This is a genomic window from Planktotalea sp. (genome assembly GCF_018607995.1).
Taxonomy (GTDB): Bacteria; Pseudomonadota; Alphaproteobacteria; order Rhodobacterales; family Rhodobacteraceae; genus Planktotalea.
On record NZ_JABBAL010000015.1, the window covers coordinates 274,041 to 295,744 of the forward strand.

21 protein-coding genes and 1 pseudogene are annotated in these 21,704 nt (G+C 54.1%); 12 read left to right on the top strand and 10 right to left on the bottom strand.

The genetic code is table 11. The features are described from left to right. The first annotated feature begins 37 nt into the window (after positions 1–37). Positions 38–484, top strand: coding sequence for a YtoQ family protein (locus QZ280_RS05390; protein ID WP_293441552.1), 447 nt, complete (start codon positions 38–40; stop codon positions 482–484). Here QZ280_RS05390 and QZ280_RS05395 read toward each other — a convergent pair. Continuing rightward, a complete protein-coding gene (locus QZ280_RS05395) occupies positions 481–1,179 on the bottom strand; it encodes a glutathione S-transferase N-terminal domain-containing protein (RefSeq protein ID WP_293441553.1) in 699 nt (232 codons plus the stop codon). The two genes, QZ280_RS05390 and QZ280_RS05395, sit on opposite strands and share 4 nt — an antisense overlap. Positions 1,180–1,326: 147 nt before the next feature. On the opposite strand from QZ280_RS05395, the gene mscL reads away from it, so the two are divergent. Further along, positions 1,327–1,725 (top strand): large conductance mechanosensitive channel protein MscL, encoded by a 399-nt coding sequence (mscL, locus tag QZ280_RS05400; protein WP_293441692.1) that lies wholly within the window; start codon positions 1,327–1,329, stop codon positions 1,723–1,725. A gap of 62 nt (positions 1,726–1,787) precedes the next feature. Here mscL and ald read toward each other — a convergent pair whose 3' ends face one another. Continuing rightward, a complete protein-coding gene (gene ald, locus QZ280_RS05405; protein WP_293441554.1) occupies positions 1,788–2,903 on the bottom strand; it encodes an alanine dehydrogenase in 1,116 nt (371 codons plus the stop codon). A 140-nt stretch (positions 2,904–3,043) separates the two neighbouring features. Here ald and QZ280_RS05410 point away from each other — a divergent pair, with 140 nt between their 5' ends. Further along, positions 3,044–3,505, top strand: a complete 462-nt coding sequence (locus QZ280_RS05410) for an Lrp/AsnC family transcriptional regulator (protein WP_009830363.1) — start codon at positions 3,044–3,046, stop codon at positions 3,503–3,505. Between the two features lie 113 nt (positions 3,506–3,618). Then, on the top strand, positions 3,619–3,801 hold the full coding sequence (locus QZ280_RS05415; protein ID WP_293441555.1) for an ectoine synthase: 183 nt from the start codon (positions 3,619–3,621) through the stop codon (positions 3,799–3,801). Between the two features lie 144 nt (positions 3,802–3,945). Here QZ280_RS05415 and QZ280_RS05420 read toward each other — a convergent pair whose 3' ends face one another. Continuing rightward, positions 3,946–4,515: a TlpA disulfide reductase family protein gene (locus QZ280_RS05420; protein WP_293441556.1), complete on the bottom strand. Its 570-nt coding sequence runs from the start codon at positions 4,513–4,515 to the stop codon at positions 3,946–3,948. 21 nt (positions 4,516–4,536) lie between these two features. Here QZ280_RS05420 and argH point away from each other — a divergent pair, with 21 nt between their 5' ends. The 6 genes from argH to QZ280_RS05450 all read left to right on the top strand — a co-directional run bounded on the left by argH (position 4,537) and on the right by QZ280_RS05450 (position 11,763). After that, positions 4,537–5,928, top strand: coding sequence for an argininosuccinate lyase (argH, locus tag QZ280_RS05425; protein WP_293441557.1), 1,392 nt, complete (start codon positions 4,537–4,539; stop codon positions 5,926–5,928). Positions 5,929–6,099: 171 nt separating this feature from the next. Continuing rightward, positions 6,100–6,417: a DUF2834 domain-containing protein gene (locus QZ280_RS05430; RefSeq protein WP_293441558.1), complete on the top strand. Its 318-nt coding sequence runs from the start codon at positions 6,100–6,102 to the stop codon at positions 6,415–6,417. Between the two features lie 277 nt (positions 6,418–6,694). Continuing rightward, positions 6,695–7,156, top strand: a complete 462-nt coding sequence (locus QZ280_RS05435) for a hypothetical protein (protein ID WP_293441559.1) — start codon at positions 6,695–6,697, stop codon at positions 7,154–7,156. Continuing rightward, positions 7,157–7,753, top strand: a complete 597-nt coding sequence (locus QZ280_RS05440) for a sugar-transfer associated ATP-grasp domain-containing protein (RefSeq protein WP_293441560.1) — start codon at positions 7,157–7,159, stop codon at positions 7,751–7,753. It begins immediately after the preceding gene. 122 nt (positions 7,754–7,875) lie between these two features. Beyond that, the gene (gene lysA, locus QZ280_RS05445) at positions 7,876–9,141 is read left to right on the top strand and encodes a diaminopimelate decarboxylase (protein WP_293441693.1); all 1,266 of its coding nucleotides are present in this window, start codon (positions 7,876–7,878) and stop codon (positions 9,139–9,141) included. Between the two features lie 36 nt (positions 9,142–9,177). Then, the gene (locus QZ280_RS05450) at positions 9,178–11,763 is read left to right on the top strand and encodes a TIGR02302 family protein (protein ID WP_293441561.1); all 2,586 of its coding nucleotides are present in this window, start codon (positions 9,178–9,180) and stop codon (positions 11,761–11,763) included. Here QZ280_RS05450 and QZ280_RS05455 read toward each other — a convergent pair. After that, positions 11,760–12,587, bottom strand: a complete 828-nt coding sequence (locus tag QZ280_RS05455; protein ID WP_293441562.1) for a zinc-ribbon domain-containing protein — start codon at positions 12,585–12,587, stop codon at positions 11,760–11,762. The genes QZ280_RS05450 and QZ280_RS05455 overlap by 4 nt on opposite strands. 224 nt (positions 12,588–12,811) lie before the next feature. On the opposite strand from QZ280_RS05455, the pseudogene QZ280_RS05460 reads away from it, so the two are divergent. After that, positions 12,812–13,258 (top strand): annotated as a pseudogene (locus tag QZ280_RS05460) (FtsX-like permease family protein); the annotation flags it as partial. Continuing rightward, positions 13,255–13,992, top strand: coding sequence for a lysophospholipid acyltransferase family protein (locus QZ280_RS05465; protein WP_293441563.1), 738 nt, complete (start codon positions 13,255–13,257; stop codon positions 13,990–13,992). The pseudogene QZ280_RS05460 and the gene QZ280_RS05465, both read left to right, overlap by 4 nt. Before the next feature lie 4 nt (positions 13,993–13,996). Here the strand turns inward: QZ280_RS05465 and lpdA are convergent, their stop codons facing one another. The 6 genes from lpdA to sucD form a co-directional block, all read right to left on the bottom strand. Beyond that, a complete protein-coding gene (lpdA, locus tag QZ280_RS05470; RefSeq protein WP_293441564.1) occupies positions 13,997–15,385 on the bottom strand; it encodes a dihydrolipoyl dehydrogenase in 1,389 nt (462 codons plus the stop codon). Between the two features lie 91 nt (positions 15,386–15,476). After that, positions 15,477–15,866 (bottom strand): MAPEG family protein, encoded by a 390-nt coding sequence (locus tag QZ280_RS05475; RefSeq protein ID WP_293441565.1) that lies wholly within the window; start codon positions 15,864–15,866, stop codon positions 15,477–15,479. 52 nt (positions 15,867–15,918) lie between these two features. Then, the gene (locus tag QZ280_RS05480; RefSeq protein ID WP_293441566.1) at positions 15,919–16,059 is read right to left on the bottom strand and encodes a hypothetical protein; all 141 of its coding nucleotides are present in this window, start codon (positions 16,057–16,059) and stop codon (positions 15,919–15,921) included. Between the two features lie 206 nt (positions 16,060–16,265). Then, on the bottom strand, positions 16,266–17,753 hold the full coding sequence (odhB, locus tag QZ280_RS05485; RefSeq protein WP_293441567.1) for a 2-oxoglutarate dehydrogenase complex dihydrolipoyllysine-residue succinyltransferase: 1,488 nt from the start codon (positions 17,751–17,753) through the stop codon (positions 16,266–16,268). Positions 17,754–17,756: 3 nt separating this feature from the next. Continuing rightward, on the bottom strand, positions 17,757–20,717 hold the full coding sequence (locus QZ280_RS05490) for a 2-oxoglutarate dehydrogenase E1 component (protein WP_293441568.1): 2,961 nt from the start codon (positions 20,715–20,717) through the stop codon (positions 17,757–17,759). A 101-nt stretch (positions 20,718–20,818) separates the two neighbouring features. Next, a complete protein-coding gene (sucD, locus tag QZ280_RS05495; RefSeq protein ID WP_293441569.1) occupies positions 20,819–21,700 on the bottom strand; it encodes a succinate--CoA ligase subunit alpha in 882 nt (293 codons plus the stop codon). Positions 21,701–21,704 lie beyond the last annotated feature (4 nt).

A 21,704-nucleotide genomic window follows, 5' to 3' on the forward strand; every position in this document is an offset into this window, starting at 1 on the left:
CCTCCGGCGGGGATATTTTTAGAAAGAGGAAGACGAGATGCTTAAGGTTTATCTATCGGGTGAAATTCACACGGATTGGCGCGAGCAAATTATCGAGGGCGCAAAGGGTCTTGATGTGTCTTTCTCTGCCCCTGTCACGGACCACGACGCGAGCGATGATTGCGGCGTTGCGATCCTTGGGGAAGAACCCAACAAGTTTTGGCACGACACTAAAGGTGCACAAATTAACGCGATCCGTACGCGCAAAGGCATTAGTGACTCAGATGTCGTCGTTGTGCGCTTTGGCGAGAAATATAAGCAGTGGAACGCAGCCTTTGACGCAGGCTATGCGGCTGCGCTTGGCAAATCTCTGATCATTTTGCATCAGGATGAGCACCAGCATGCGCTGAAAGAAGTCGATGCAGCGGCCTTGGCTGTCTGCAAAGAACCCCAGCAAGTTGCTGAGATTCTTCGCTATGTTTTGAACGGCACGCTGCCTGCTTAAGGTCGTGGTGGTGTGGCAAGGCCTTTTTGAACAGCGGGCCGTTCCAAAAACCGCTCAAGATAAGCATTGGCATTTTTGTAGCTGTCCCACTCAAGCACCTCACGCGCTCCGTAAAAATCAAGTGCGCGCAACCAAGGGGCAATCGCGATATCTGCAATGGAGTATTCTCCAGCGATCCAGTCCTGACCCTCGAGTTGTTTGTCGACAACGGCCAATAGGCGTTTGGCCTCTCCGACATAGCGATCACGCGGGCGTGGATCCTCGATCTGAGAGCCTGCAAACTTGTAGAAAAAGCCCAACTGGCCAAACATTGGCCCTAGCCCGCCCATCTGGAACATCAACCACTGTGTGATCTTGGCTTTGTCCGTAGCGTTTGATCCGATGAACTTGCCTATTTTTTCTGCGAGATAGAGCAGAATGGCACCGCTCTCAAACAAACCAATGGGTATGCCGTCTGGCCCATTAGGATCGATGATTGCAGGGATCTTATTATTTGGGTTCAGTGACAAGAACTCTTCGCTTTTCACATCCACATCAGACAATGTCACCAAATGCGCCTCATAGGGTAGGCCCATTTCCTCAAGTGCTATCGATGCTTTTACGCCATTGGGCGTTGGAAATGAGTAGAGCTGAATTTTGGAAGGATCTGCCGCGGGCCATCGTTCGGTGATGGCGAAGTCGGTGAGGGTGCTCATATCATGTCTCCTTATCTGATGTGACGAACTAAAGTGCGTTTTCCCATTAAAACAGTGAAAAATCTGTGCGAAATCAGCATATTTGACCTGCGTAAATATAATATAACCAAGCGCAGGAACAGGGTAACGGAAAATAAAGGGACTATTATAATTAAAGAATTCAAAGATTTCATCGCCAAGGGCAACGTCATGGACATGGCTGTTGGTATAATCATCGGCGCGGCGTTCACGGCTATCGTAACATCTCTCGTTGGCGATTTGATCAACCCGATCATCAGCCTCTTCATGGTTGGCATCGACTTTGCCAGCCAGTACCCATTGCTGGGTGAGGGTGAGTTCGCATCCATTGCAGCCGCAGAAGAAGCAGGCGCTGCTGTCTTCGCGTGGGGTCGTTTCATCATGGCGATCATCAACTTCTTCATCATCGCATCCGTTGTGTTCATGCTTGTAAAAGCAGTGAACAAAACAAAGAAAGCAGAAGAGCCAGCGCCAGAGCCAGCAGGCCCAATTCAGGAAGAGCTGCTTGCAGACATCCTGAAAGCGTGAAGAAGTAACCCATTTGGTTTTAGATTATGAGGGGCGGCCCGAATGTGGGCCGCCTTTTTTCGTTATTTGATGGCGAGTTGTGGCGAGGTCACATCCATGCCAAGCGCCTTGCCTACAGCGAAATAGGTCAACTGACCTGCGTGCACGTTGAGGCCTTCTAGAAGATGTGGATCATCTGCGCAGGCTTGCTTCCAGCCCTTATCTGCCAATGCAAGAAGGAAGGGCATCGTTGCATTGCCAAGCGCAATCGTTGATGTACGTGGGACTGCGCCGGGCATGTTCGCAACGCAGTAATGCATGATGCCATCCACATCATAGATCGGATCTTCGTGGGTTGTGGCCTTTGAGGTCTCGAAACATCCGCCCTGGTCAATCGCGACATCCACGATCGCAGCGCCAGACTTCATCGTGCTGAGTTGATCGCGTGTCACAAGTTTCGGAGCGGCTGCACCGGGGATTAGGACCGCGCCGATGACCATATCGGCCTCTGCAACCAGTTCTGCGGTGTTGCCCGCACTTGCATAACTGGTCTTGAACGTGCCGCGATAGACATCATCAAGATAGCGCATGCGCGGCAAGGAGCGGTCAAGTACAGTCACATCCGCACCCATGCCAGCCGCAATCCGTGCGGCATGTGTGCCCACAACGCCGCCACCAATGACAGCGACCCGAGCAGGCCCAACACCGGGAACGCCGCCCATCAAGACACCGCGACCACCGTTTGCCTTTTGCAATGTCCATGCGCCAACTTGGGGTGCCAAACGGCCCGCAACTTCCGACATCGGCGCAAGCAAAGGTAGGCCACCATTACGATCCGTGACGGTTTCATAGGCGATGGCCGTACAGCCGGAGGCCAAAAGATCCTTGGTTTGTTCTGGATCCGGTGCAAGGTGGAGGTAGGTGAACAAAAGCTGGCCTTCGCGTAGCATTTTGCGCTCACCGGCTTGGGGTTCTTTCACTTTGACGATCATGTCCGCTTTGGCGAAAACGTCGGCGGCGTTACCTGCGATCTCTGCGCCTGCCGCGAGATAATCCGCATCCGCGAAACCCGCGCCGACGCCTGCGCCAGTCTGGATCAGCACGCTATGACCATGCGTTATCGCTTCGCGCGCGGCATTTGGCGTCATGCCAACGCGAAATTCCTGTGGTTTTATTTCTGATGGGCACCCAATTTTCATCTCGCATATCCTCCGTTTGCGATTTGTCTTGAAATTGGCAAGAAGTTGGCTGCAAGTGTAATGAAATATTGGCTATGGTAGCGCCCTAAATCACAAGATTATTCGAATTTTGGTCGCTTTGACGAAAGGAAATTTGCGCAGTGAGCCTTGATGCAACCGATAAACGTATTCTGAGTGCTTTGCAAAAGAGCGGGCGTATGTCGAATTCGGCTCTATCAGACGCGGTTAATCTTTCGCCCTCTGCGTGCCATAGGCGCGTGCAGCGTTTGGAAACAGAGGGCTATATTCGCGATTATGTTGCGTTGCTGGATGCGCGCAAGGTCGGAGTGCCGTCTACGGTTTTTGTTGAAATAACGCTGCGCGGGCAGGCGGATGATGTGCTTGACGCGTTTGAGAAATCGGTCGCGCGCATTCCTGACGTGCTGGAATGTCATTTGATGGCAGGATCTGCCGACTACCTGCTTAAGGTTGTGGCGGAGGACACAGAAGATTTCGCGCGCATTCACCGCCAATATCTCGCAAGACTGCCGGGGGTCGCACAGATGCAAAGCTCTTTTGCCTTGCGAACGGTGTTCAAGACCACAGCTCTTCCCGTGACTTAGAATGCGTCAAATTCTTGCCCAAGTTAAGATATTTCCGATTCTGAAATGAGTTTGAATAGGACACTGTTATGTTCGTAAGAAGCCTGGATGATGTCGCGTAGACGGAGCCTTTCGTGGACTATGGAAATAGGGCAAGCCATCGACTATTGACGAGAGCTGATGAGATGGGATCCACGGTGTGCCATACGGTCGTGAACGCAGGCACCGAGTCGTATTTGCAATACAGTAACCACTTGGAAGTATACGATTGCATCGTGGGATCTGGCGAAATCGAGGTCGCTGACGGGACCGTATAACCGATCAAAGTAGGTACGATCTATGCGCTCGACAAACATGGCCGTCAATTGATGCGCGCCTTTTGGGGCGCGCAGGTTTAGCCCGCTAAAGCTGGTGGGTTGAGGCGGTGCCACAAACTCTGCAGTATTTTGAGACCAAAGAAGTTACTGTGCTGGAAAGCTTTTTGCGATGACCGCTTCCAGGATATCTTTAGCATTGTCCGAAGACCAATCTGCATCCCCGCGTAGGCGTGCAATTTCTACGCCTTTTTCATTTAGAATGACCGTAATCGGCAGGCCAAGTACGCCCATGTCTCGTGCAACTTTCTGTTTCGGATCACGGTGTAGCGGCAGGTTATCAACGCCGATGTCTTTGAAGAATTTCTTCATCGCAGGGGGGGCGTTGCGACCTGTGGCAAGCGTAAGGACTTCGAATTGATCGCTGCCAAGTTCGCTTTGCAGCTCTGAGAGCATCGGCATTTCTTTACGGCATGGAGCACACCATGTGGCCCAGAAATTCAACAGCACAACTCTGCCTTCGTGATCCGCGAGCGTGCCTGTCGTGCCATCGTCTTTCACGTATTCATTGTTGGAGGCTTGTTTCGCCTCGGAATGGAAGTTCAGTTTGCCCATGTCACCGCTGCGCATTGCGGCGATTTCGCTCACATCGGCGGTGGCAGCATTTGCACCCATCATCAGAGCGGTATACATCAGCGCAGCAACATTTTTTTTCATTTTCCCTCCAAGGGTAGGCACATGACCAAAACTTCTTCCAATGCGATGTGGGGCGGCCGTTTTGCTGCCGGACCCGATGCGATTATGGAGGCAATTAATGCCTCGATCGGGTTTGACAAACGTATGGCGCGTCAGGACATCGACGGTTCCCGAGCCCATGCAAGCATGTTGGCGGCCCAAGGTATCATTACAGATACCGACGCGGGAGCCATTCGGGAAGGGCTGCTCACGGTCTTGTCAGAGATTGAAACGGGATCGTTCGAGTATTCAGCCGCTTTAGAAGACATTCACATGAATGTGGAAGCGCGTTTGAAAGAGATCGTCGGCGAGCCGGCAGGTCGTTTGCACACGGCGCGTTCGCGCAATGATCAGGTCGCGACAGATTTCAAACTATGGGTACGGGATCAGTTTGATGCAGCCGAAGGCGCGATTTTGTCTTTGATTGGCGGTTTGTTGGATCAAGCTGAAGCAGGCGCGGATTGGGTTATGCCGGGGTTTACGCACTTGCAAACGGCGCAACCGGTGACTTGGGGGCATCACATGATGGCCTATGTCGAGATGTTGGGCCGCGACTTGTCGCGTGTGCGAGATGCGCGTGTGCGCATGAATGAAAGCCCGCTTGGCGCGGCTGCTTTGGCGGGAACGTCATTTCCGATTGATCGGGATGCCACAGCACAGGCGCTTGGGTTTGATCGTCCTTCTGCAAATTCGCTCGATGCGGTAAGTGATCGTGATTTTGCCTTGGAGTTTTTGAGCACAGCATCAATTTGCGCGGTTCATCTCAGCCGTTTGGCAGAAGAACTCGTGATTTGGTCATCTGCACAATTCCGGTTTGTGACTTTGTCAGATCGATTCTCGACGGGGTCTTCCATCATGCCACAGAAGAAAAACCCTGATGCAGCGGAATTGATCCGTGCGAAGATTGGACGGATATTTGGTGCCAACACAGCGTTGATGATCGTGATGAAGGGTCTCCCCTTGGCCTATTCCAAGGACATGCAGGAAGACAAAGAGCAGGTGTTTGACGCGGCGGATAACTGGATGCTCGCGCTGGCGGCAATGGATGGCATGGTACGCGATATGACGGCAAACCGTGAAAGTCTCGCTGCGGCTGCGGGGTCTGGTTTCTCCACTGCGACGGACTTGGCGGATTGGTGTGTGCGCGCGTTGGACATGCCGTTTCGCGACGCGCATCATGTGACGGGATCTTTGGTAGCCTTGGCTGAAAAAGAGGGCTGTGACTTGCCTGATTTGAGTTTGGAGCAGCTGCAATCTGTTCACGGCGAGATCACGGAAGACGTGTTTTCTGTACTGACAATTGAGGCCTCCGTGGCATCGCGCACGTCCTATGGGGGAACCGCGCCCGTGCAAGTGCGTGCCCAAGTGGCGCGTTGGCGGGAGATTTTGGCATGAAACGGCTTATGTTCGGTTTGACTGTTGTTGCGTTTGTTGCGTCTTGCGGAGCTGATGGGAGGCCCACAAAACCCACAAAACCATTGAAAGAACGACTAGAGGAAAGAGCCGCCGCCGCACAAGGAAGCGCTGAACAGGAACAAGACAGCTGAGTTTGATAAGGAGACCACGATGTCGCCCCTACGTTTGATCTATCTCGCGCTTGCCGTTTGGGGCGCGATCCATCCTATGTTTTATTTCATTAAGTGGTTTCAGGCCGAGGGCTGGAACATCATGAAAATGGTGGATGCTTGGCATAGCAACACGGCGAGTTCCGGGCTGGTTTGGGATCTCACAATTGCTGCGGTTGCTTTGACGGTCTGGATCTTGGTGGAGGTGTTTACGCGCCGCAATTGGAGTGCGCTGATCGCGATCCCTGCAACCTTTTGCATTGGTGTCAGCTGTGGTTTGCCTTTGTATCTGTTTTTGCGCACCCGTCCCGCCAGATGATCGCTTGTTTGCGGATTTGGAAACAGAAACGCTGTATTTGATCTATTTTCCTGACTTTGGCCTTAATCTGTCCAAGTTTGAGTACATTTGAGGGCCATTTTTCTCAGCAACAGGCAATTCACGCAGAGGAATATCCCATGAGCAGCATCGACGCGTCGCAGATCCACAGCAACAAAGCGCTTTTGGCGGTACCAGATAAAGCGGCGATGCCCGCGTCCAAGATGATCGTTGAGGTCGCACGCAAGTTTGGTGTCAGCCCAATCAAGCAATGCGCGAAATGTTCAAATTGGATCGTAAGGCGGGCATTGCGTTTGTTGAGTATTACGCAGCACAGCATTACCGCACGTATTTGACTGCGGAAGAAAAGCTTCAGTTTGACGGTGAAAAAGGCAGCTACCAGCTGAACCTGCGCCTTTCGCCTGCGAAGCTTGGCGATAAGCGCTCATTCATTCGCGACAAGGTGCTCTACACGACGATGCTGAAAGGCATGAACCTGCCCACAACAGAAACCCAAGCGGTTGCCCATTCCGAGCGCGGCTTCGGTGGGATCAACACCCTGCGCGCACCTTCGGATGTTTCGTGGTTTCTGAAATCTGAAGCGATTTATCCGGTCTTTGCAAAAACCTTGGAAGGGTCGAAATCTGTAGGCTCAGCCTTACTGACGGGCATCGATGCTGCCAAAGGTTTGATCGAGATGGGCAATGGAAAATCGTTCGACATCGACGCCTTCGCACATTAGGTGATCGCAGATTATCCAGAAGGATTTACGTTCCAGAGTGCTGTGCAACAGCACAAAGCCGTCTCGGCTTTGGCAGGGCAAGCCGTGGGAACCATGCGCGTTGTCACAGTGATTGAAGAAGGCGCGCCGCGTGTTCTATATGCGTTTTGGAAAATCCCATCCCCGAAAGCGATGTCAGATAACTCCTGGCAATCCGGTTCTATGCTGGGGGCGGTTGATGCGGAGACTGGCAAAGTCAGTCATGCTGGCGCTGGCCTTGACCGTCAAATTCTTGAGCAACATCCGATCTCTGGCAAGAGCTTTGCCGGTTTCCAAGTGCCGCATTGGGACAAGGTGAAAGAAGTCGCGAATCAAGGTCACAGCCTTTTCCCAGAGTTTGGTGTTTTTGGTTGGGATATCGCGGTTGGCGAAGATGGTCCTGTGATTATCGAATGCAATGCTAACCCGTTCCATGCGCTCTATCAATTGCCTCATGATCGCGGCATCAATAATGCTGATTTCGCTCCCGTGTTTGATCGTGTTGAGGCGCGCGCGCAGGCGATCTTGAAAGAGCGCACCGAGCAGATGAAGCAGCTTCGCAAAGAACAACAGGTTTAAGAACTGGGGGCGCTGCCCCCGTCTCAGCAAGCTGAGCCTCCCCCGTGGTATATTAGGACTGAAGAAGCGGGGCATGGCGATAGTGATTGAATGCGCGCGAGTTTGTGATTATTCACGCGCGCATGGATCACTTTCTTTACAGAGATGGCGCTTTGCACGCCGAAGATGTCCCGCTGAGCGAGATTGCCGCAAGCGTGGGCACACCGTTTTATGTGTATTCCACCGCGACTTTAGAGCGTCATTTTAAGCTGTTAGACGACGCGCTTGAAGGCACAGAGCACCTTGTATGCTATGCCATGAAAGCAGCGTCCAATCAGGCAATTCTCAAGACGCTTGCAGCGTTGGGTGCTGGAATGGACGTCGTTTCTGGCGGGGAATATGCGCGTGCGAAGGCTGCAGGCGTGCCAGGCGAGCGCATCGTATTTTCCGGCATCGGGAAGACGCGCGAAGAAGTGCATCAGGCGCTTACGGGTGGCATTCGCCAGTTCAATGTGGAGAGCGAACCCGAGATGCAGGTCATTTCGGAAATTGCAACTGCGCTTAATGTTATCGCACCGATTACCATTCGGGTGAACCCTGATGTTGATGCGAAAACCCATGCGAAGATCGCAACGGGAAAGTCTGAAAACAAGTTCGGTATACCGATTAGCCGTGCGCGCGAGGTCTACGACCTGGCCGCGTCGCTTCCGGGTCTCAAAGTGATTGGGATCGATGTGCACATCGGCAGCCAATTGATCGATCTTGCGCCGTTTGAAGCCGCTTACAACAAGGTCGCAGAGCTGACTGAGCAACTTCGTACCGATGGGCATGAGATCTCTCGCTTGGACCTCGGCGGCGGGCTTGGTATCCCTTATGCGCGCTCGAATGAAGCACCACCGTCGCCGACGGATTACGGCGCGTTGATAAAGAAATGTGTCGGGCACTTGGGCTGCGAGATCGAGATTGAGCCGGGTCGTTTGATCGCAGGCAATGCGGGGCTTTTGGTCAGCCAAGTGATCTATGTGAAATCCGGTGAGGATCGCGAATTTCTTATAATTGACGGGGCGATGAACGATTTAATCCGCCCGGCCATGTATGATGCTCACCACGATATTGTACCTGTGGTGGAGTCAGAAGTCGGTGTTTTGCCGATACCTTATGACATCGTTGGGCCTGTCTGTGAGAGCGGTGATACGTTTGCCAAAGGACGGCATATGCCGCCCCTGAAAGCGGGCGATTTGGTCGCGTTCCGTTCGGCTGGTGCATACGGTGCTGTGATGGCGTCAGAGTATAATACGCGCCCCCTTATCCCCGAAGTTCTGGTCAAAGGTGATCAATTCGCTGTCATTCGGCCTCGTCCGACCTTTGACGAAATGATAAATCGAGATACCATCCCTGAATGGCTCTGACGCGCATCCCCGCGCGTGATGGGCGGGGAGCAACGCATGGGTCCTGAAACATCCCAGTATTCAAAGGTGATCGCGCGTTTGCGTGGCCCGCTTTGGATGACTTGGGCGGGGATGACTGCGGAGCGCGCCGCGCGCGCGTTGTGGCCGCTTTGGAGCATTATCATTGCGGTGCTTGCCGTATTGATGTTGGGCTGGCACGAGAGTTTTCTAATTGAGGCGGTTTGGGGCATAGCTGTTCTTTCCGCAATTTCTGGACTTTATTTTTTGATCCGTGGCTTCATGCTCTTTCGCCTTCCAAACCGCATGGAAGCGATGGCACGGCTCGATAGCAGTTTAGCTGGTCGCCCGATCCAAGCACTGATGGACACGCAAGCGATCGGGCCAAGCGATGAGGCCTCTGCGGTGGTCTGGCGGGTACATCAATCGAGAATGGCGGCGCGGACAGCCGATGCGAAAGCCGTTAAGCCAAAGGTCCGCCTTGCCGCGCGCGACCCTTTCGCGCTGCGTTATGTTGCGGCTTTGCTGTTTGGGGTTGCTGTGTTGTTCGGCTCGCTCTGGCGTGTGGGCACAGTCACTGAGATTGCGCAGAACAACGGGGCTGTGATGAGCGGTCCGGTGTGGGAGGGGTGGATTGAACCGCCTGCCTACACAGGCAAACCCAGCCTCTATTTGAACGATCAAGATGGGCAAATAGATGTGCCCGAGGGCAGCCGTATTAGTCTACGCTTATATGGTGAAATAGGCGCGTTAACCGTCGCTGAAACCGTTTCGCAAAGGATTGAAGGCACGGGTAGCGCAGCTGATCCGGGACAAAATTTCATAGCACTTACAAGTGGAACACTGGAAATTGCCGGGCCGAATGGGCGACTTTGGGATATTGCGGTCACGCCTGACACGCAGCCGCGCGTTGAAGTTGTGGGCGCGGCGGAGAGGGGGGCGGATGGTGTCATGAGCTTGCCGTTTGTTGCCTCTGACGATTATGAGGTTGTCGGCGGATCAGCAGAAATAGCGCTGGATCTGAATGCGGTTTCACGCCGCTATGGGCTGTCGGTTGATCCAGAGGTGCGCGCCAACATCGCGCTTGACTTGCCGCTACCTATTTCCGGCGATCGTAGTGACTTTGCTGAAACTTTGATCGGGAATTTCTCTGAACATCCCTTTGCGAACTTGCCTGTGAAACTGTCAATGACGGTGCAAGATGCCAAGGGGCAAAGCTCTGACGTGAACACCACGCATTTGATTTTGCCGGGCCGTCGCTTTTTCGATCCGATGGCACGGGCTTTGATCGAACAGCGTCAGTGGCTTTTGTGGTCGAAAGATAACGCGGATCGCACAACACAGATGATACGCGCGATCTCGCATCGACCCGATGATGTGTTCCGCTCTAAGACCACATACTTACGGATGCGCATGATTTTGCGACGCTTGGAGACGCAAATCGCGTTTGATCAGTTTACAAAAGAGGCGCGCGATGAAGCGGTGGTCGCGCTTTGGGACCTCGCGACTTTGATCGAAGATGGCGATGTTGAGGACGCATTGGAGCGGATGCACCGCGCGCAAGAGCGCCTATTAGAAGCGATGAAAAACGGAGCGAGCGACGAAGAAATTACAGAGTTGATGGATGAGTTGCGGCGCGCAAATGAGAACTACATCAACCAGCTACAACGCGAAACTGCGCGCAATAGTGAGACCCAAGAGCGCCAGCAAGGCATGCGAGATGATGCGATGCAAATGACGCAGGATGATCTGCAAGATATGATGGATCGCATTCAGGAACTGATGGAAGAAGGCCGCATGGCCGAGGCAGAGCAAGCCCTGCAAGAGCTGCAAGAGATGATGGAGAACATGCAGGTCGCTGAGGGCCAACAAGGCGAAGGCCAGCAATCTGAGGGTCAACAAGCCATGGAAGGTCTTGCGGATGTGTTGCGTGGTCAGCAAGGCTTGTCGGACCAGGCATTCCGCGATCTTCAAGAGCAATACAATCCGGGCGCGCAAGCGGGCGAAAGTGATGGCAACGAAGGGCGCAACGGCGGTCAGGGCCGTGGTCAGTTGCACGAAGGACAATCTGGCGAAGGTCAGGGGCAGGGCGAGGGTCAATCTGGTGAGGCCAGCGATGGACAGCAAGGCGAAGGCCAAGGTTTGGCTGAGCGTCAAGAGAACCTACGCCGCGAAGTCGAGCGTCAGCGTGGTGCTTTGCCCGGCGCTGGATCCGAGGCAGGTGACGCCGCACGCGAGGCACTGCGCCGTGCAGAAGACGCGATGCGCGGGGCGGGGGAGGCTTTGCAGAGTGATGATTTACCCGAAGCGATTGATCGACAAGCCGAAGCGATGGATGCCTTGCGTGAAGGCATGCAAAATCTAGGTGAAGCAATGGCTAAAGCGGAAGGGCGCGAGGGTCAGCAAGGCTCAGCAGACGGGCGCGAAGGCGGTGAGCAACGTGATCCTTTAGGTCGCAATCCCGGCGCGACAGGGCAAGCGGGCACAGATCAAGGCTTGTTGCAGGGCGAGGATGTGTATCGTCGTGCGCGTGAACTGCTGGACGAAATTCGCAAGCGCAGCGGCGAGAGCGTGCGACCGGAAGTCGAACGCGATTACCTTCGACGATTACTGGATCGATTCTAAGGTTTGGTTGTTTCCGCAGCCTTTTGATCTAACCACGCAAGGCCGCCGTCAACAGACTCGCCTAACCAAGTGCGCGCATCCTCAACCAACGTACTATACTGCGCCATATAAGGTTCAGAAGCGGGGACAAATTCTGTAATTTGGGGGCCAAAAATGTAGGCACCAACGGCGGCAGCGCCAAGCATTATCATCGTAACGAAGCCGCGTCTGAACCTGCGACCTTTGCGCTCAATACGCGTTGTCGTTCCGGGCAAACCTGCATCATCTGCTTCGGCCAGGCGGCGACGCTCACCAGATGAGCGCAAAGTCGAGTTGATTTCTTCGATATTAGGCAGCAAATCGCGGCGCGATCCGGCAGCTGCGGTCACTGCGGCGACTGCAACTTCGTCTGGCTCAGGCTCACCACGCATACGCGCCATCCGCTTGCGCGCTTCGCGTGCACGGCACTCGCGTTCGTTTTTTGGTTTTGCTTCCAGTCCAAGATCAGGTTGTGTTTCCAAAGGCGCGCCCTGCTCTGCGGCGCGAGCTGCGGCTTCGAACTCCGCCTCTTGGCGCAAAATGTCGGAAATCTCATGGTCCAGTTCTTGCCACATCATCGTCGGTGCGTCTTGCACAGGTTCGGGAGCAGGTTCAGGTTCTGGCGGTAGTGCGACAGGTTCTACGCTGGCGCGATCCACCTCATCCGCAAGGCCTGCATCATGATCGGGACGCGCTTGAAACCACGTGTTTGAGCACGCTGAACATTGGACATCGCGTCCTTCAGTCGGGATGACTTCCGTTGGAACCTCATACTGAGCCCCGCAATTTGGACAAATCAAACGCATATCACACCTTGCCTTCTGGCATATTCAGCAGACCAAAAACGGCCTTTCCAGCGAATACCATATGCCGCGCAGGCAATATGGTAAATCCCATACGCGCGATCGCGCGACGAGTGATTGAAACCGCGCGCGCGCTGAGGCAGAACAAGGCACAGGTTTGTCGTCAAACGGCAGCAGGCAGGAAAGGCCAGAGCTTGATCGAACTCCATACAGTTGCCCATACCTACAGCGGTGAAGTTCCCGGCGCGGTCTACCACGCACGGTGGCGCGCACTTTTGGTGTCTGCGGCCAGCTCACTTCGGATGCTGGGCTGGATTTCAATCATTCTGATCGCACTTGCGAAAGGCGCGATGATTTCACTGGCCGCGCTCGCAGCCAACGCGCAAGTGATCGCTGTTATGCGGCTCGTGGGTGCGCGCGACTCCTACATTGCACAAGCGTTCATGCGGCGCTTTACCCTGCGTGCCTTGACGGGCGCGGCGATAGGCACTGTCCTCGGTATGGTTGCTTTGTTGTTTCTTCCCAGCGCTTCCGAAGAGGGTGGGTTCTTGACAGGACTTGGCTTACAAGGCGGGCATTGGTTTCTGCTTTTTTTGATCCCTATTCTTGCGGCTGTCGCCGCGACCCCTCCCACGCGTCTTGCCGCGCGAAATACCCTATGGAGCCTCACATGAACGAAAAGAAAAACCCTGTGCAATGGCTGCGTTCGCTTTTGTTTGTGGGGCAAATCTATTTAATGATGCTGATAATTGGTTTGCTGTTTGCACCTTGGGCGTTGTTTTCAAAGCGCGGTGCGCGCACCTGTTGCAAGACCTACAGCCGTTGGGTTTTTTGGACCGCAAGCTGGATGGTGGGCTTGAAGATCGAAGTGCGTGGCACACCACCGACAGAGCCGGGATTGGTTGCAGCCAAGCACCAGAGCTTTCTAGATATCATGATGATTTTTACCGCTATTCCTGCGGGCAAGTTCATCATGAAAAAGCAAATCCTGTGGACGCCAGTGATTGGGCAATATGCGAAGCTGTTGAACTGCATCGCCGTGGATCGCGGCAAGCGTGGGGCGGCGATTGAAAAGATGGTCGCGGATGTAAAGGCAGGCTTGGTCGAAGCGGGTCAGCTGATTATTTACAGCCAAGGTACACGCGTCGCACCGGGTGCGCAGAAGCCTTACAAGGTTGGCACGGGCGTTCTTTACGAACAGATGGGACAAACATGTTATCCCGTTGCAACCAATGTTGGAGTGTTTTGGCCGCGCACAGGGATTTACCGAAAACCGGGTGTGGCCGTTGTTGAATTTCTTGAGCCAATAGATGCGGGCCTTACGCGCGAAGAGTTCATGGCTTTGCTCGAAGAGCGGGTCGAAACCCGCTCTAACGCGCTGATGCGTGAAGCGGGTTTCGAAGTTTAAACGCTCACGCGTGAATTGCGCCATTACCGCAAGCAAGCGCTGCTTCGCGCACGGCTTCTGAGTAGGTCGGATGCGCGTGACAGGTCATCGCCAAATCCTCTGCCGAGGCTCCAAATTCCATGGCAACACAGACTTCATGGATTAGATCACCCGCACTTGGTCCGATGATATGGGCACCCAAAATGCGGTCTGTGTCTTTGTCCGCGAGGATCTTAACAAAGCCGTCGCCCGCAAAGTTCGCTTTGGCGCGACCGTTGCCGATGAATGAGAACTTGCCAACTTTGTAGTTTTGGCCAGCATCCTTGAGCTCTTGCTCTGTCTTGCCCACATTCGCGACCTCGGGATGCGTGTAGATCACACCGGGAATCACGCCGTAGTTCACGTGACCATGCTTGCCTGCGATCTGTTCTGCGGCGGCCATGCCCTCATCCTCCGCTTTGTGCGCGAGCATTGGACCATCAATTGCATCGCCAATCGCGTAGATCCCCTTGATGTTGGTTTGCCAATCGCTGCCCGTTTTGATCTGGCCACGTTCGGACATTTCCACGCCCAAGGCGTCTAGGCCGAGACCATTTGTGAACGGACGGCGCCCTGTTGCGACCAAAACCGTGTCCGCATCAATCATGTGTTCGCTGTCATCTTTGCGAAGTTTATAGGTGACCTTTGCTTTGCTCTTGGTGGTCTCAACCCCCTGAACCGCCGCGCCAAGCACGAAATTCAAGCCCTGTTTGCCCAAAATCCGTTTGAAGGTTTTTTGCACTTCTGCGTCCATTCCCGGCGTGATCGCATCGAGAAATTCAACGACCGTCACCTCTGCGCCAAGACGTGCATAGACAGAGCCAAGCTCTAAGCCGATGACACCCGCACCAATGACAACCATTTTCTTCGGTATTTTGCCAAGCTCAAGCGCGCCTGTTGATGTCACGACCATCTTTTCGTCCACCTCGATGCCAGGCAGTGATGAAGGTTCTGAACCTGACGCGATGATGATGTTCTTCGCATTATGTGTCTCATCACTAACTTTGACTTTGCCGGCCTGGGGAATGCTGCCCCAGCCTTTGAGCCAATCGATTTTGTTCTTTTTGAACAGGAACTCGATACCTTTTGTGTTGCCCTCAATCACTTCATCTTTGTAGGCGAGCATTTGGGTCCAATCCACCGAAGGACTTTTGCCCTTGAGACCCATTTTAGCGAAATTATGCTGCGCATCATGCAATTGATGGGAGGCGTGAAGCAGCGCCTTAGACGGGATGCAGCCCACGTTCAAACATGTGCCACCAAGCGTGTCACGCGCCTCAACACAGGCAGTTTTTAGCCCCAATTGTGCGCAGCGAATTGCGCTGACATAGCCACCCGGGCCGGAGCCGATTACGATAACGTCATAGTCAGACATGATGTGTCCTTTTTGGGTTTGGTGGGGTGGGGGCGTTGCCCCCGTCTCGGCAAGCCGAGCATCCCCCAGAGTTTATTTGGCAAAGCGAATGTTAAAAAAGCGTGGAAAGAAGCATTGCAATGGTTGCAGCCAATCCAACGAACCAGATGAGCGAGCGCCATGGGGCAAGGCCGAAGACATATGCCAGAATATAGAGAATACGCGCGCCAAGATAGGCGAATGAGCATAGCATCGTGATGTCGCTGGATTGGTCCGTATAAGTGACGACGACCACGGCGATTGTGAAAAGGATCAGCCCTTCAAAGTGGTTGTTCATTGCCCTTTGAAGTCGGCCTGCGACGCCAGTGAGTTCGATGGGTTTATCACGTGGACCCGCTGCTTTATAGACGCCAACCTGACTGATTGAAGCGATTGAGTATGCACAAAACTGCAAGATTTGCAGCAATGCCGCGAGCGTAAGAGTTATTAGTTCGGGTGTCATTACTGTGAATTCCTTGCGTGCGGTTTGGACCAAGCATTGATCTGCGCTGGTGTTAGAAGCGTGGCGGCGCGATGCTTGAATAAATCACGACCTGATCGAAGCTAATCACATGATTATATGCGAGCCATTCAACAATGAAGAGCCCCCCATTGCGCATACAGGCCATCACAGCTGTCTTCGCTGCTTTAGTCATGTAACAGCAGCCTTGCATTTCGGGCAAATAACCACGTTTCGATCTAACGGATCACGGATGAAAGGCGCGATATGATGCAGACGCCGCGAGGGCGTCTGACCAAGTCTGCTGTGTTGCCCAACTTCGACGACCCAATTCACCTTGGCGCTAAAGCCACAATGCGGGTAGGTCAGCGTTTTGGGTTCCAAATAGGCCATCGCGGTAGGTTACAGATCCATCAAAAGACGGCGAGGATCTTCGAGCGCTTCTTTGACGCGCACAAGGAAGGTTACCGCGCCTTTGCCATCCACGATGCGGTGATCATAGGACAGGGCAAGATACATCATCGGGCGGATCACAACTTCACCATTGATGGCCATCGGGCGATCCTGGATTTTGTGCATGCCAAGAATGCCCGACTGTGGCGGGTTCAAGATCGGTGAAGACATCAGCGATCCGTAGACGCCACCGTTGGAAATTGTGAAGGTGCCGCCCTGCATTTCCGCCATCGATAGTTTGCCGTCGCGCGCGCGCGCGCCTTTTTCGGCGATTGCTTTTTCGATGCCAGCAAATGACATTGAATCTGCATCGCGGATCACAGGAACGACCAGACCTGTTGGCGTACCCGCCGCAATACCCATGTGGACAAAATTCTTGTAAACAACGTCAGTGCCATCAATCTCAGCGTTTACTTCGGGAACTTCGTTCAGCGCATGAACACAGGCCTTCGTGAAGAAAGACATGAAGCCCAATTTGACGCCATGTTTCTTAAGAAACAGGTCTTTGTATTCATTGCGAAGGGCCATCACCTCGGTCATGTCAACTTCGTTGTAGGTGGTGAGCATGGCTGCCGTGTTTTGGCTTTCCTTCAAGCGCCGCGCGATTGTCTGGCGCAGGCGTGTCATCTTCACACGCTCCTCACGCGAGGCATCGTCGGCACTGACAGGGGCACGCGGCGCGGGTGCAGGTGCGGCAGCGGGGGCAGGAGCTGCGGAGAGCGCTTTGGCAACGTCATCCTTCATAATGCGGCCATCGCGGCCAGAGCCTGTGACAGCATCGCGCAAAACGCCCGCTTCGGCCATCGCTTTCTTCGCGGAAGGCGCGTCTTCCACGTCTTTGCCACCTGCGCTGGTAGTGGGTGCGGTAGCTGCCGCTGGTGCATCACTCACGCTGGCCGCCGCGCCGCCAATGACGGCGAGCTTGGCTGCAGCATCAACTGTTGTGCCTTCCGCGGCGATAATTTGAGACAAAACGCCAGCAGATGGTGCAGGCACTTCGACGGAGACTTTGTCGGTTTCCAACTCACAGAGCATTTCGTCCTGCGCGACCGTGTCGCCGACTTTCTTGAACCATGTGCTGACCGTTGCCTCGGTCACGGATTCACCCAAGGTTGGGACCATGACATCAACGCTTGCCGCTGGACTGTCTGATCTCGCTGCGGCTTTCGCAGGTTTAGCGGGTGCACTCACGGTACCGGATCCTTCAATGATGGTCGCGAGCAGAGCATCAACGCCAACAGTTGTGCCTTCTGAGGCAACGATTTCGCCCATAGTACCTGCGGCCGTTGCAGGCACTTCGACTGTAACCTTGTCAGTCTCCAGCTCACAAAGCATTTCATCAACAGCAACGGCATCTCCTGGCTTCTTGAACCATGTGGCAACGGTGGCCTCTGTGACCGACTCGCCCAATGTTGGAACGCGAATTTCTGTGCTCATGGGTTACTTCCCTTTCCGTGTCAGCGCATCGTCGATGAGTGCTGCTTGTTGTGCTTTGTGAATGCTGGCCAGACCCGTTGCTGGGGAGGCACTTGCCGAACGACCCGCAAAGACAGGGCGCTCATGTTTCGCTTTGATGCGGTTCAGGACCCACTCAAGGTTCGGTTCCATAAAGGTCCAGCCACCTTGATTTTTGGGCTCTTCCTGACACCAGACCATTTCCGCGTTCTTGAAGCGACCCAATTCTTTGACCGCAGAGTTCGCAGGGAAAGGATAGAATTGCTCAAAACGCATGATGTACGTGTCATCAAGACCGCGTGCGTCGCGTTCTTCGAGCAAGTCATAGTATACCTTGCCTGAACACATCACGACGCGCTTGATCTTGTCATCGGCAACCAGTTTTGTGTTCGAATTGCCGTATTGCGCATCATCCCAGAGGACGCGGTGAAAGCTGGATCCAGTCGTAAACTCTTCCGCTTTGCTGACGGCCAATTTGTGACGCAGCAGAGATTTTGGCGTCATCAAAATCAGGGGTTTTCGGAAAGTACGGTGCAACTGGCGGCGCAAAATGTGGAAGTAGTTTGCCGGCGTCGTGCAGTTCGCGACGATCCAGTTGTCCTGACCACACATTTGCAAGAAACGCTCAAGTCGAGCGGACGAATGCTCTGGTCCTTGGCCCTCGAAACCGTGAGGTAGAAGGACAACGAGACCCGACATGCGCAACCATTTGCTTTCACCGGAACTGATGAACTGATCGAACATAATCTGCGCGCCATTGGCGAAATCACCAAACTGGGCTTCCCAAAGAGTCAGCGCATTTGGCTCCGCCATTGAGTAACCATACTCAAAACCGAGGACCGCATATTCCGAGAGCATAGAGTCGATGACTTCATAATGCGCTTGGCCTTCGCGGATGTGGTTGAGCGGGTAATACCGCTCTTCGGTTTCTTGGTTGATCAAACCCGAGTGGCGCTGCGAAAACGTGCCACGCGTACTGTCTTGACCCGCGAGGCGCACGCCCATGCCTTCGGTTAGCAATCCGCCAAAGGCCAAAGCCTCGCCCGTGGCCCAATCGAAGCCCTCGCCACTTTCGAACATTTTCTTTTTTGTATCGAGCAAACGCCCGACTGTTTTATGCAGCGGGAAATTGTCTGGCGTTCTGGTGAGTGCGGTCCCCACTTCGGCGAGTGTTTCTGGCGCAATCGCGGTTTCACCGCGCTGGTATTCGTCCTTACGGCGATCCAGATGTGACCACTTGCCATCCAGCCAATCAGCCTTGTTGGGTTTGTAATCCTTGCCGGCTTCAAACTCATTATTCAGATGCGCTTGGAAGGCTGTTTTCATATCTTCGATCTCACCCTCTGGGATGAGACCGTCTTTAACCAGCCGCTCTGTATAGAGACTGAGCGTGGTCTTATGCGTCTTGATCTTTTTGTACATGACGGGGTTGGTGAACATCGGTTCATCCCCTTCATTGTGACCAAAGCGGCGGTAGCAAATGATGTCGATGACGACATCTTTGTGGAACTTCTGGCGGAACTCAGTCGCGACTTTCGCTGCGTGAACAACTGCCTCTGGATCATCGCCGTTGACGTGGAAAATCGGGCTTTCCACAACCAAAGCGTTGTCTGTTGGATAGGGCGAGGAGCGTGAAAAATGCGGAGCCGTGGTGAAACCGATCTGGTTGTTAACAACGATGTGCATCGTGCCGCCAGTTTTATGGCCGCGCAGACCCGAGAGCGCAAAACACTCCGCAACAACGCCTTGACCCGCGAAGGCCGCATCGCCGTGAAGTAGGATCGGCATCACTTTGATGCGCTCCTCATCGTTGAGCTGGTCTTGCTTGGCACGCACTTTCCCAATCACCACAGGGTTAACCGCCTCGAGGTGTGAGGGGTTCGCAGTCAGCGAAAGGTGCACGTTGTTGCCGTCAAATTCACGATCAGAGCTGGCACCAAGGTGATACTTTACGTCCCCAGAGCCGTCCACATCCTCAGGCTTGAAGCTGCCGCCTTGAAATTCGTTGAAAATGGCGCGGTAGGGTTTGCTCATCACGTTTGCAAGAACGGATAAGCGCCCACGGTGCGGCATGCCGATGACGATGTCTTGAACGCCCAAAGCGCCGCCGCGTTTGATGATTTGCTCCATCGCAGGGATCAAGCTTTCGCCGCCATCAAGGCCGAAACGTTTGGTGCCCATGTATTTCACATGAAGGAATTTCTCAAAGCCCTCGGCCTCGACCATCTTGTTGAGAATGGCTTTGCGACCCTCGCGTGAGAATTGGATTTCTTTGCCCAAGCCTTCAATACGCTCTTTGAGCCAGCTTGCTTCTTCTGGATCAGAAATATGCATGTATTGCAGGGCAAACGTGCCGCAATACGTGCGTTTCACGATGTCGACGATCTGGCGCATGGAGGCGATCTGCAAGCCCAATACGTTGTCGATAAAGATCGGGCGATCCATATCTGCGTCAGTAAAGCCGTAAGATCTCGGGTCAAGCTCTGGATGTTTGGATGCTTCGCGCATGCCAAGTGGGTCGAGATCAGCGGCGAGGTGGCCACGAATACGGTAAGCACGAATGAGCATGAGCGCACGAATGGAATCGAGTACAGCGCGTTTGATAGCTTCGTCGCTGACTTCGACGCCCGCTGTTGCGGCCTTTGCTTTGATCTTGTCGCCTGCAGCTTTGGTTTCTGATTGCGCAGGCCATTGCCCATCAAGCGCGGCTGTTAGATCGTCGTTCGGCAGGGGCGGCCAATCGGCGCGCGCCCAAGAGGGGCCGGTGGCTTCTGCCTTCACGTCCAGATCAGCGTCGCCAAGCTGGGCGAAAAAGCCCTGCCATGCTGCATCGACCGCATTTGGATCATTGGCATATTGCGCATAAAGCTGTTCGAGATACTCGGCGTTATGGCCTTGCATGAAGCTTGACGCGTGGAATTGATCGTTGGAACTTTGATCTGTCATTCTTGCTCTCCCAAAAGGGGCCGTGTCCTGAATGCAGCCCTTGGCAGGGCCCAAACGTTTGATGGCTTGGGCCAAAGAGGCCCAAGCGTTTGGTGCTCGCGTTAACCGATCGCTTCAATCACAGCTTCGCCCAAGGTCGCGGGGCTGTCTGCCACGACGATTCCAGCGGAGCGCATAGCTTCGATCTTGTCCTCGGCGCCACCTTTGCCACCAGCGACAATCGCGCCAGCGTGGCCCATGCGGCGTCCGGGAGGGGCCGTGCGGCCAGCGATGAATCCAGCTGTTGGTTTCCAACGGCCCTTTTTCTTCTCATCCGCAAGAAACTGCGCTGCTTCTTCTTCAGCAGAGCCGCCGATTTCGCCGATCATGATGATGGACTGTGTTTCTGGATCCGCGAGGAACATTTCCAGCACGTCGATGTGCTCTGTGCCTTTGATCGGATCGCCACCGATGCCGACAGCAGAGGATTGGCCAAGACCAAGATCCGTCGTTTGCTTAACTGCTTCATACGTTAGCGTGCCGGAGCGGGAAACAACGCCACAAGAGCCGCGCTTGTGGATGTGACCCGGCATAATGCCGATTTTGCAAGCGTCAGGTGTGATCACGCCCGGGCAGTTAGGTCCGATAAGACGCGAAGAAGAGCCTTCAAGAGCGCGCTGAACACGCATCATGTCGAGCACTGGAATGCCTTCGGTGATGCACACGATCAATTCCATTTCGGCGTCGATCGCCTCTAGGATCGAATCCGCCGCGAAGGGAGGAGGTACGTAGATTACCGATGCGTTCGCTTCGGTCACGTGACGTGCTTCGTGCACGGAGTTGAAGACCGGCAGGTCAAGATGCGTTGTACCGCCCTTGCCGGGTGTCACGCCACCGACCATCTTTGTGCCATATGCAATCGCTTGCTCGGAGTGGAATGTACCTTGCGAACCTGTGAGGCCTTGGCAAATTACTTTTGTGTTTTCGTCTACGAGAACAGCCATGGGA

What these genes read in the sequence shown, in the direction of transcription:
- QZ280_RS05390 (WP_293441552.1), top strand. Translation starts at nt 38, where the DNA reads ATGCTTAAGGTTTATCTATCGGGTGAAATTCACACGGATTGGCGCGAG.
- QZ280_RS05395 (WP_293441553.1), bottom strand. Translation starts at nt 1,179, where the DNA reads ATGAGCACCCTCACCGACTTCGCCATCACCGAACGATGGCCCGCGGCA.
- ald (WP_293441554.1), bottom strand. Translation starts at nt 2,903, where the DNA reads ATGAAAATTGGGTGCCCATCAGAAATAAAACCACAGGAATTTCGCGTT.
- QZ280_RS05420 (WP_293441556.1), bottom strand. Translation starts at nt 4,515, where the DNA reads ATGAAAAAAAATGTTGCTGCGCTGATGTATACCGCTCTGATGATGGGT.
- argH (WP_293441557.1), top strand. Translation starts at nt 4,537, where the DNA reads ATGACCAAAACTTCTTCCAATGCGATGTGGGGCGGCCGTTTTGCTGCC.
- QZ280_RS05430 (WP_293441558.1), top strand. Translation starts at nt 6,100, where the DNA reads ATGTCGCCCCTACGTTTGATCTATCTCGCGCTTGCCGTTTGGGGCGCG.
- QZ280_RS05435 (WP_293441559.1), top strand. Translation starts at nt 6,695, where the DNA reads ATGTTCAAATTGGATCGTAAGGCGGGCATTGCGTTTGTTGAGTATTAC.
- lysA (WP_293441693.1), top strand. Translation starts at nt 7,876, where the DNA reads ATGGATCACTTTCTTTACAGAGATGGCGCTTTGCACGCCGAAGATGTC.
- QZ280_RS05450 (WP_293441561.1), top strand. Translation starts at nt 9,178, where the DNA reads ATGGGTCCTGAAACATCCCAGTATTCAAAGGTGATCGCGCGTTTGCGT.
- QZ280_RS05455 (WP_293441562.1), bottom strand. Translation starts at nt 12,587, where the DNA reads ATGCGTTTGATTTGTCCAAATTGCGGGGCTCAGTATGAGGTTCCAACG.
- QZ280_RS05465 (WP_293441563.1), top strand. Translation starts at nt 13,255, where the DNA reads ATGAACGAAAAGAAAAACCCTGTGCAATGGCTGCGTTCGCTTTTGTTT.
- lpdA (WP_293441564.1), bottom strand. Translation starts at nt 15,385, where the DNA reads ATGTCTGACTATGACGTTATCGTAATCGGCTCCGGCCCGGGTGGCTAT.
- QZ280_RS05475 (WP_293441565.1), bottom strand. Translation starts at nt 15,866, where the DNA reads ATGACACCCGAACTAATAACTCTTACGCTCGCGGCATTGCTGCAAATC.
- QZ280_RS05480 (WP_293441566.1), bottom strand. Translation starts at nt 16,059, where the DNA reads ATGACTAAAGCAGCGAAGACAGCTGTGATGGCCTGTATGCGCAATGGG.
- odhB (WP_293441567.1), bottom strand. Translation starts at nt 17,753, where the DNA reads ATGAGCACAGAAATTCGCGTTCCAACATTGGGCGAGTCGGTCACAGAG.
- QZ280_RS05490 (WP_293441568.1), bottom strand. Translation starts at nt 20,717, where the DNA reads ATGACAGATCAAAGTTCCAACGATCAATTCCACGCGTCAAGCTTCATG.
- sucD (WP_293441569.1), bottom strand. Translation starts at nt 21,700, where the DNA reads ATGGCTGTTCTCGTAGACGAAAACACAAAAGTAATTTGCCAAGGCCTC.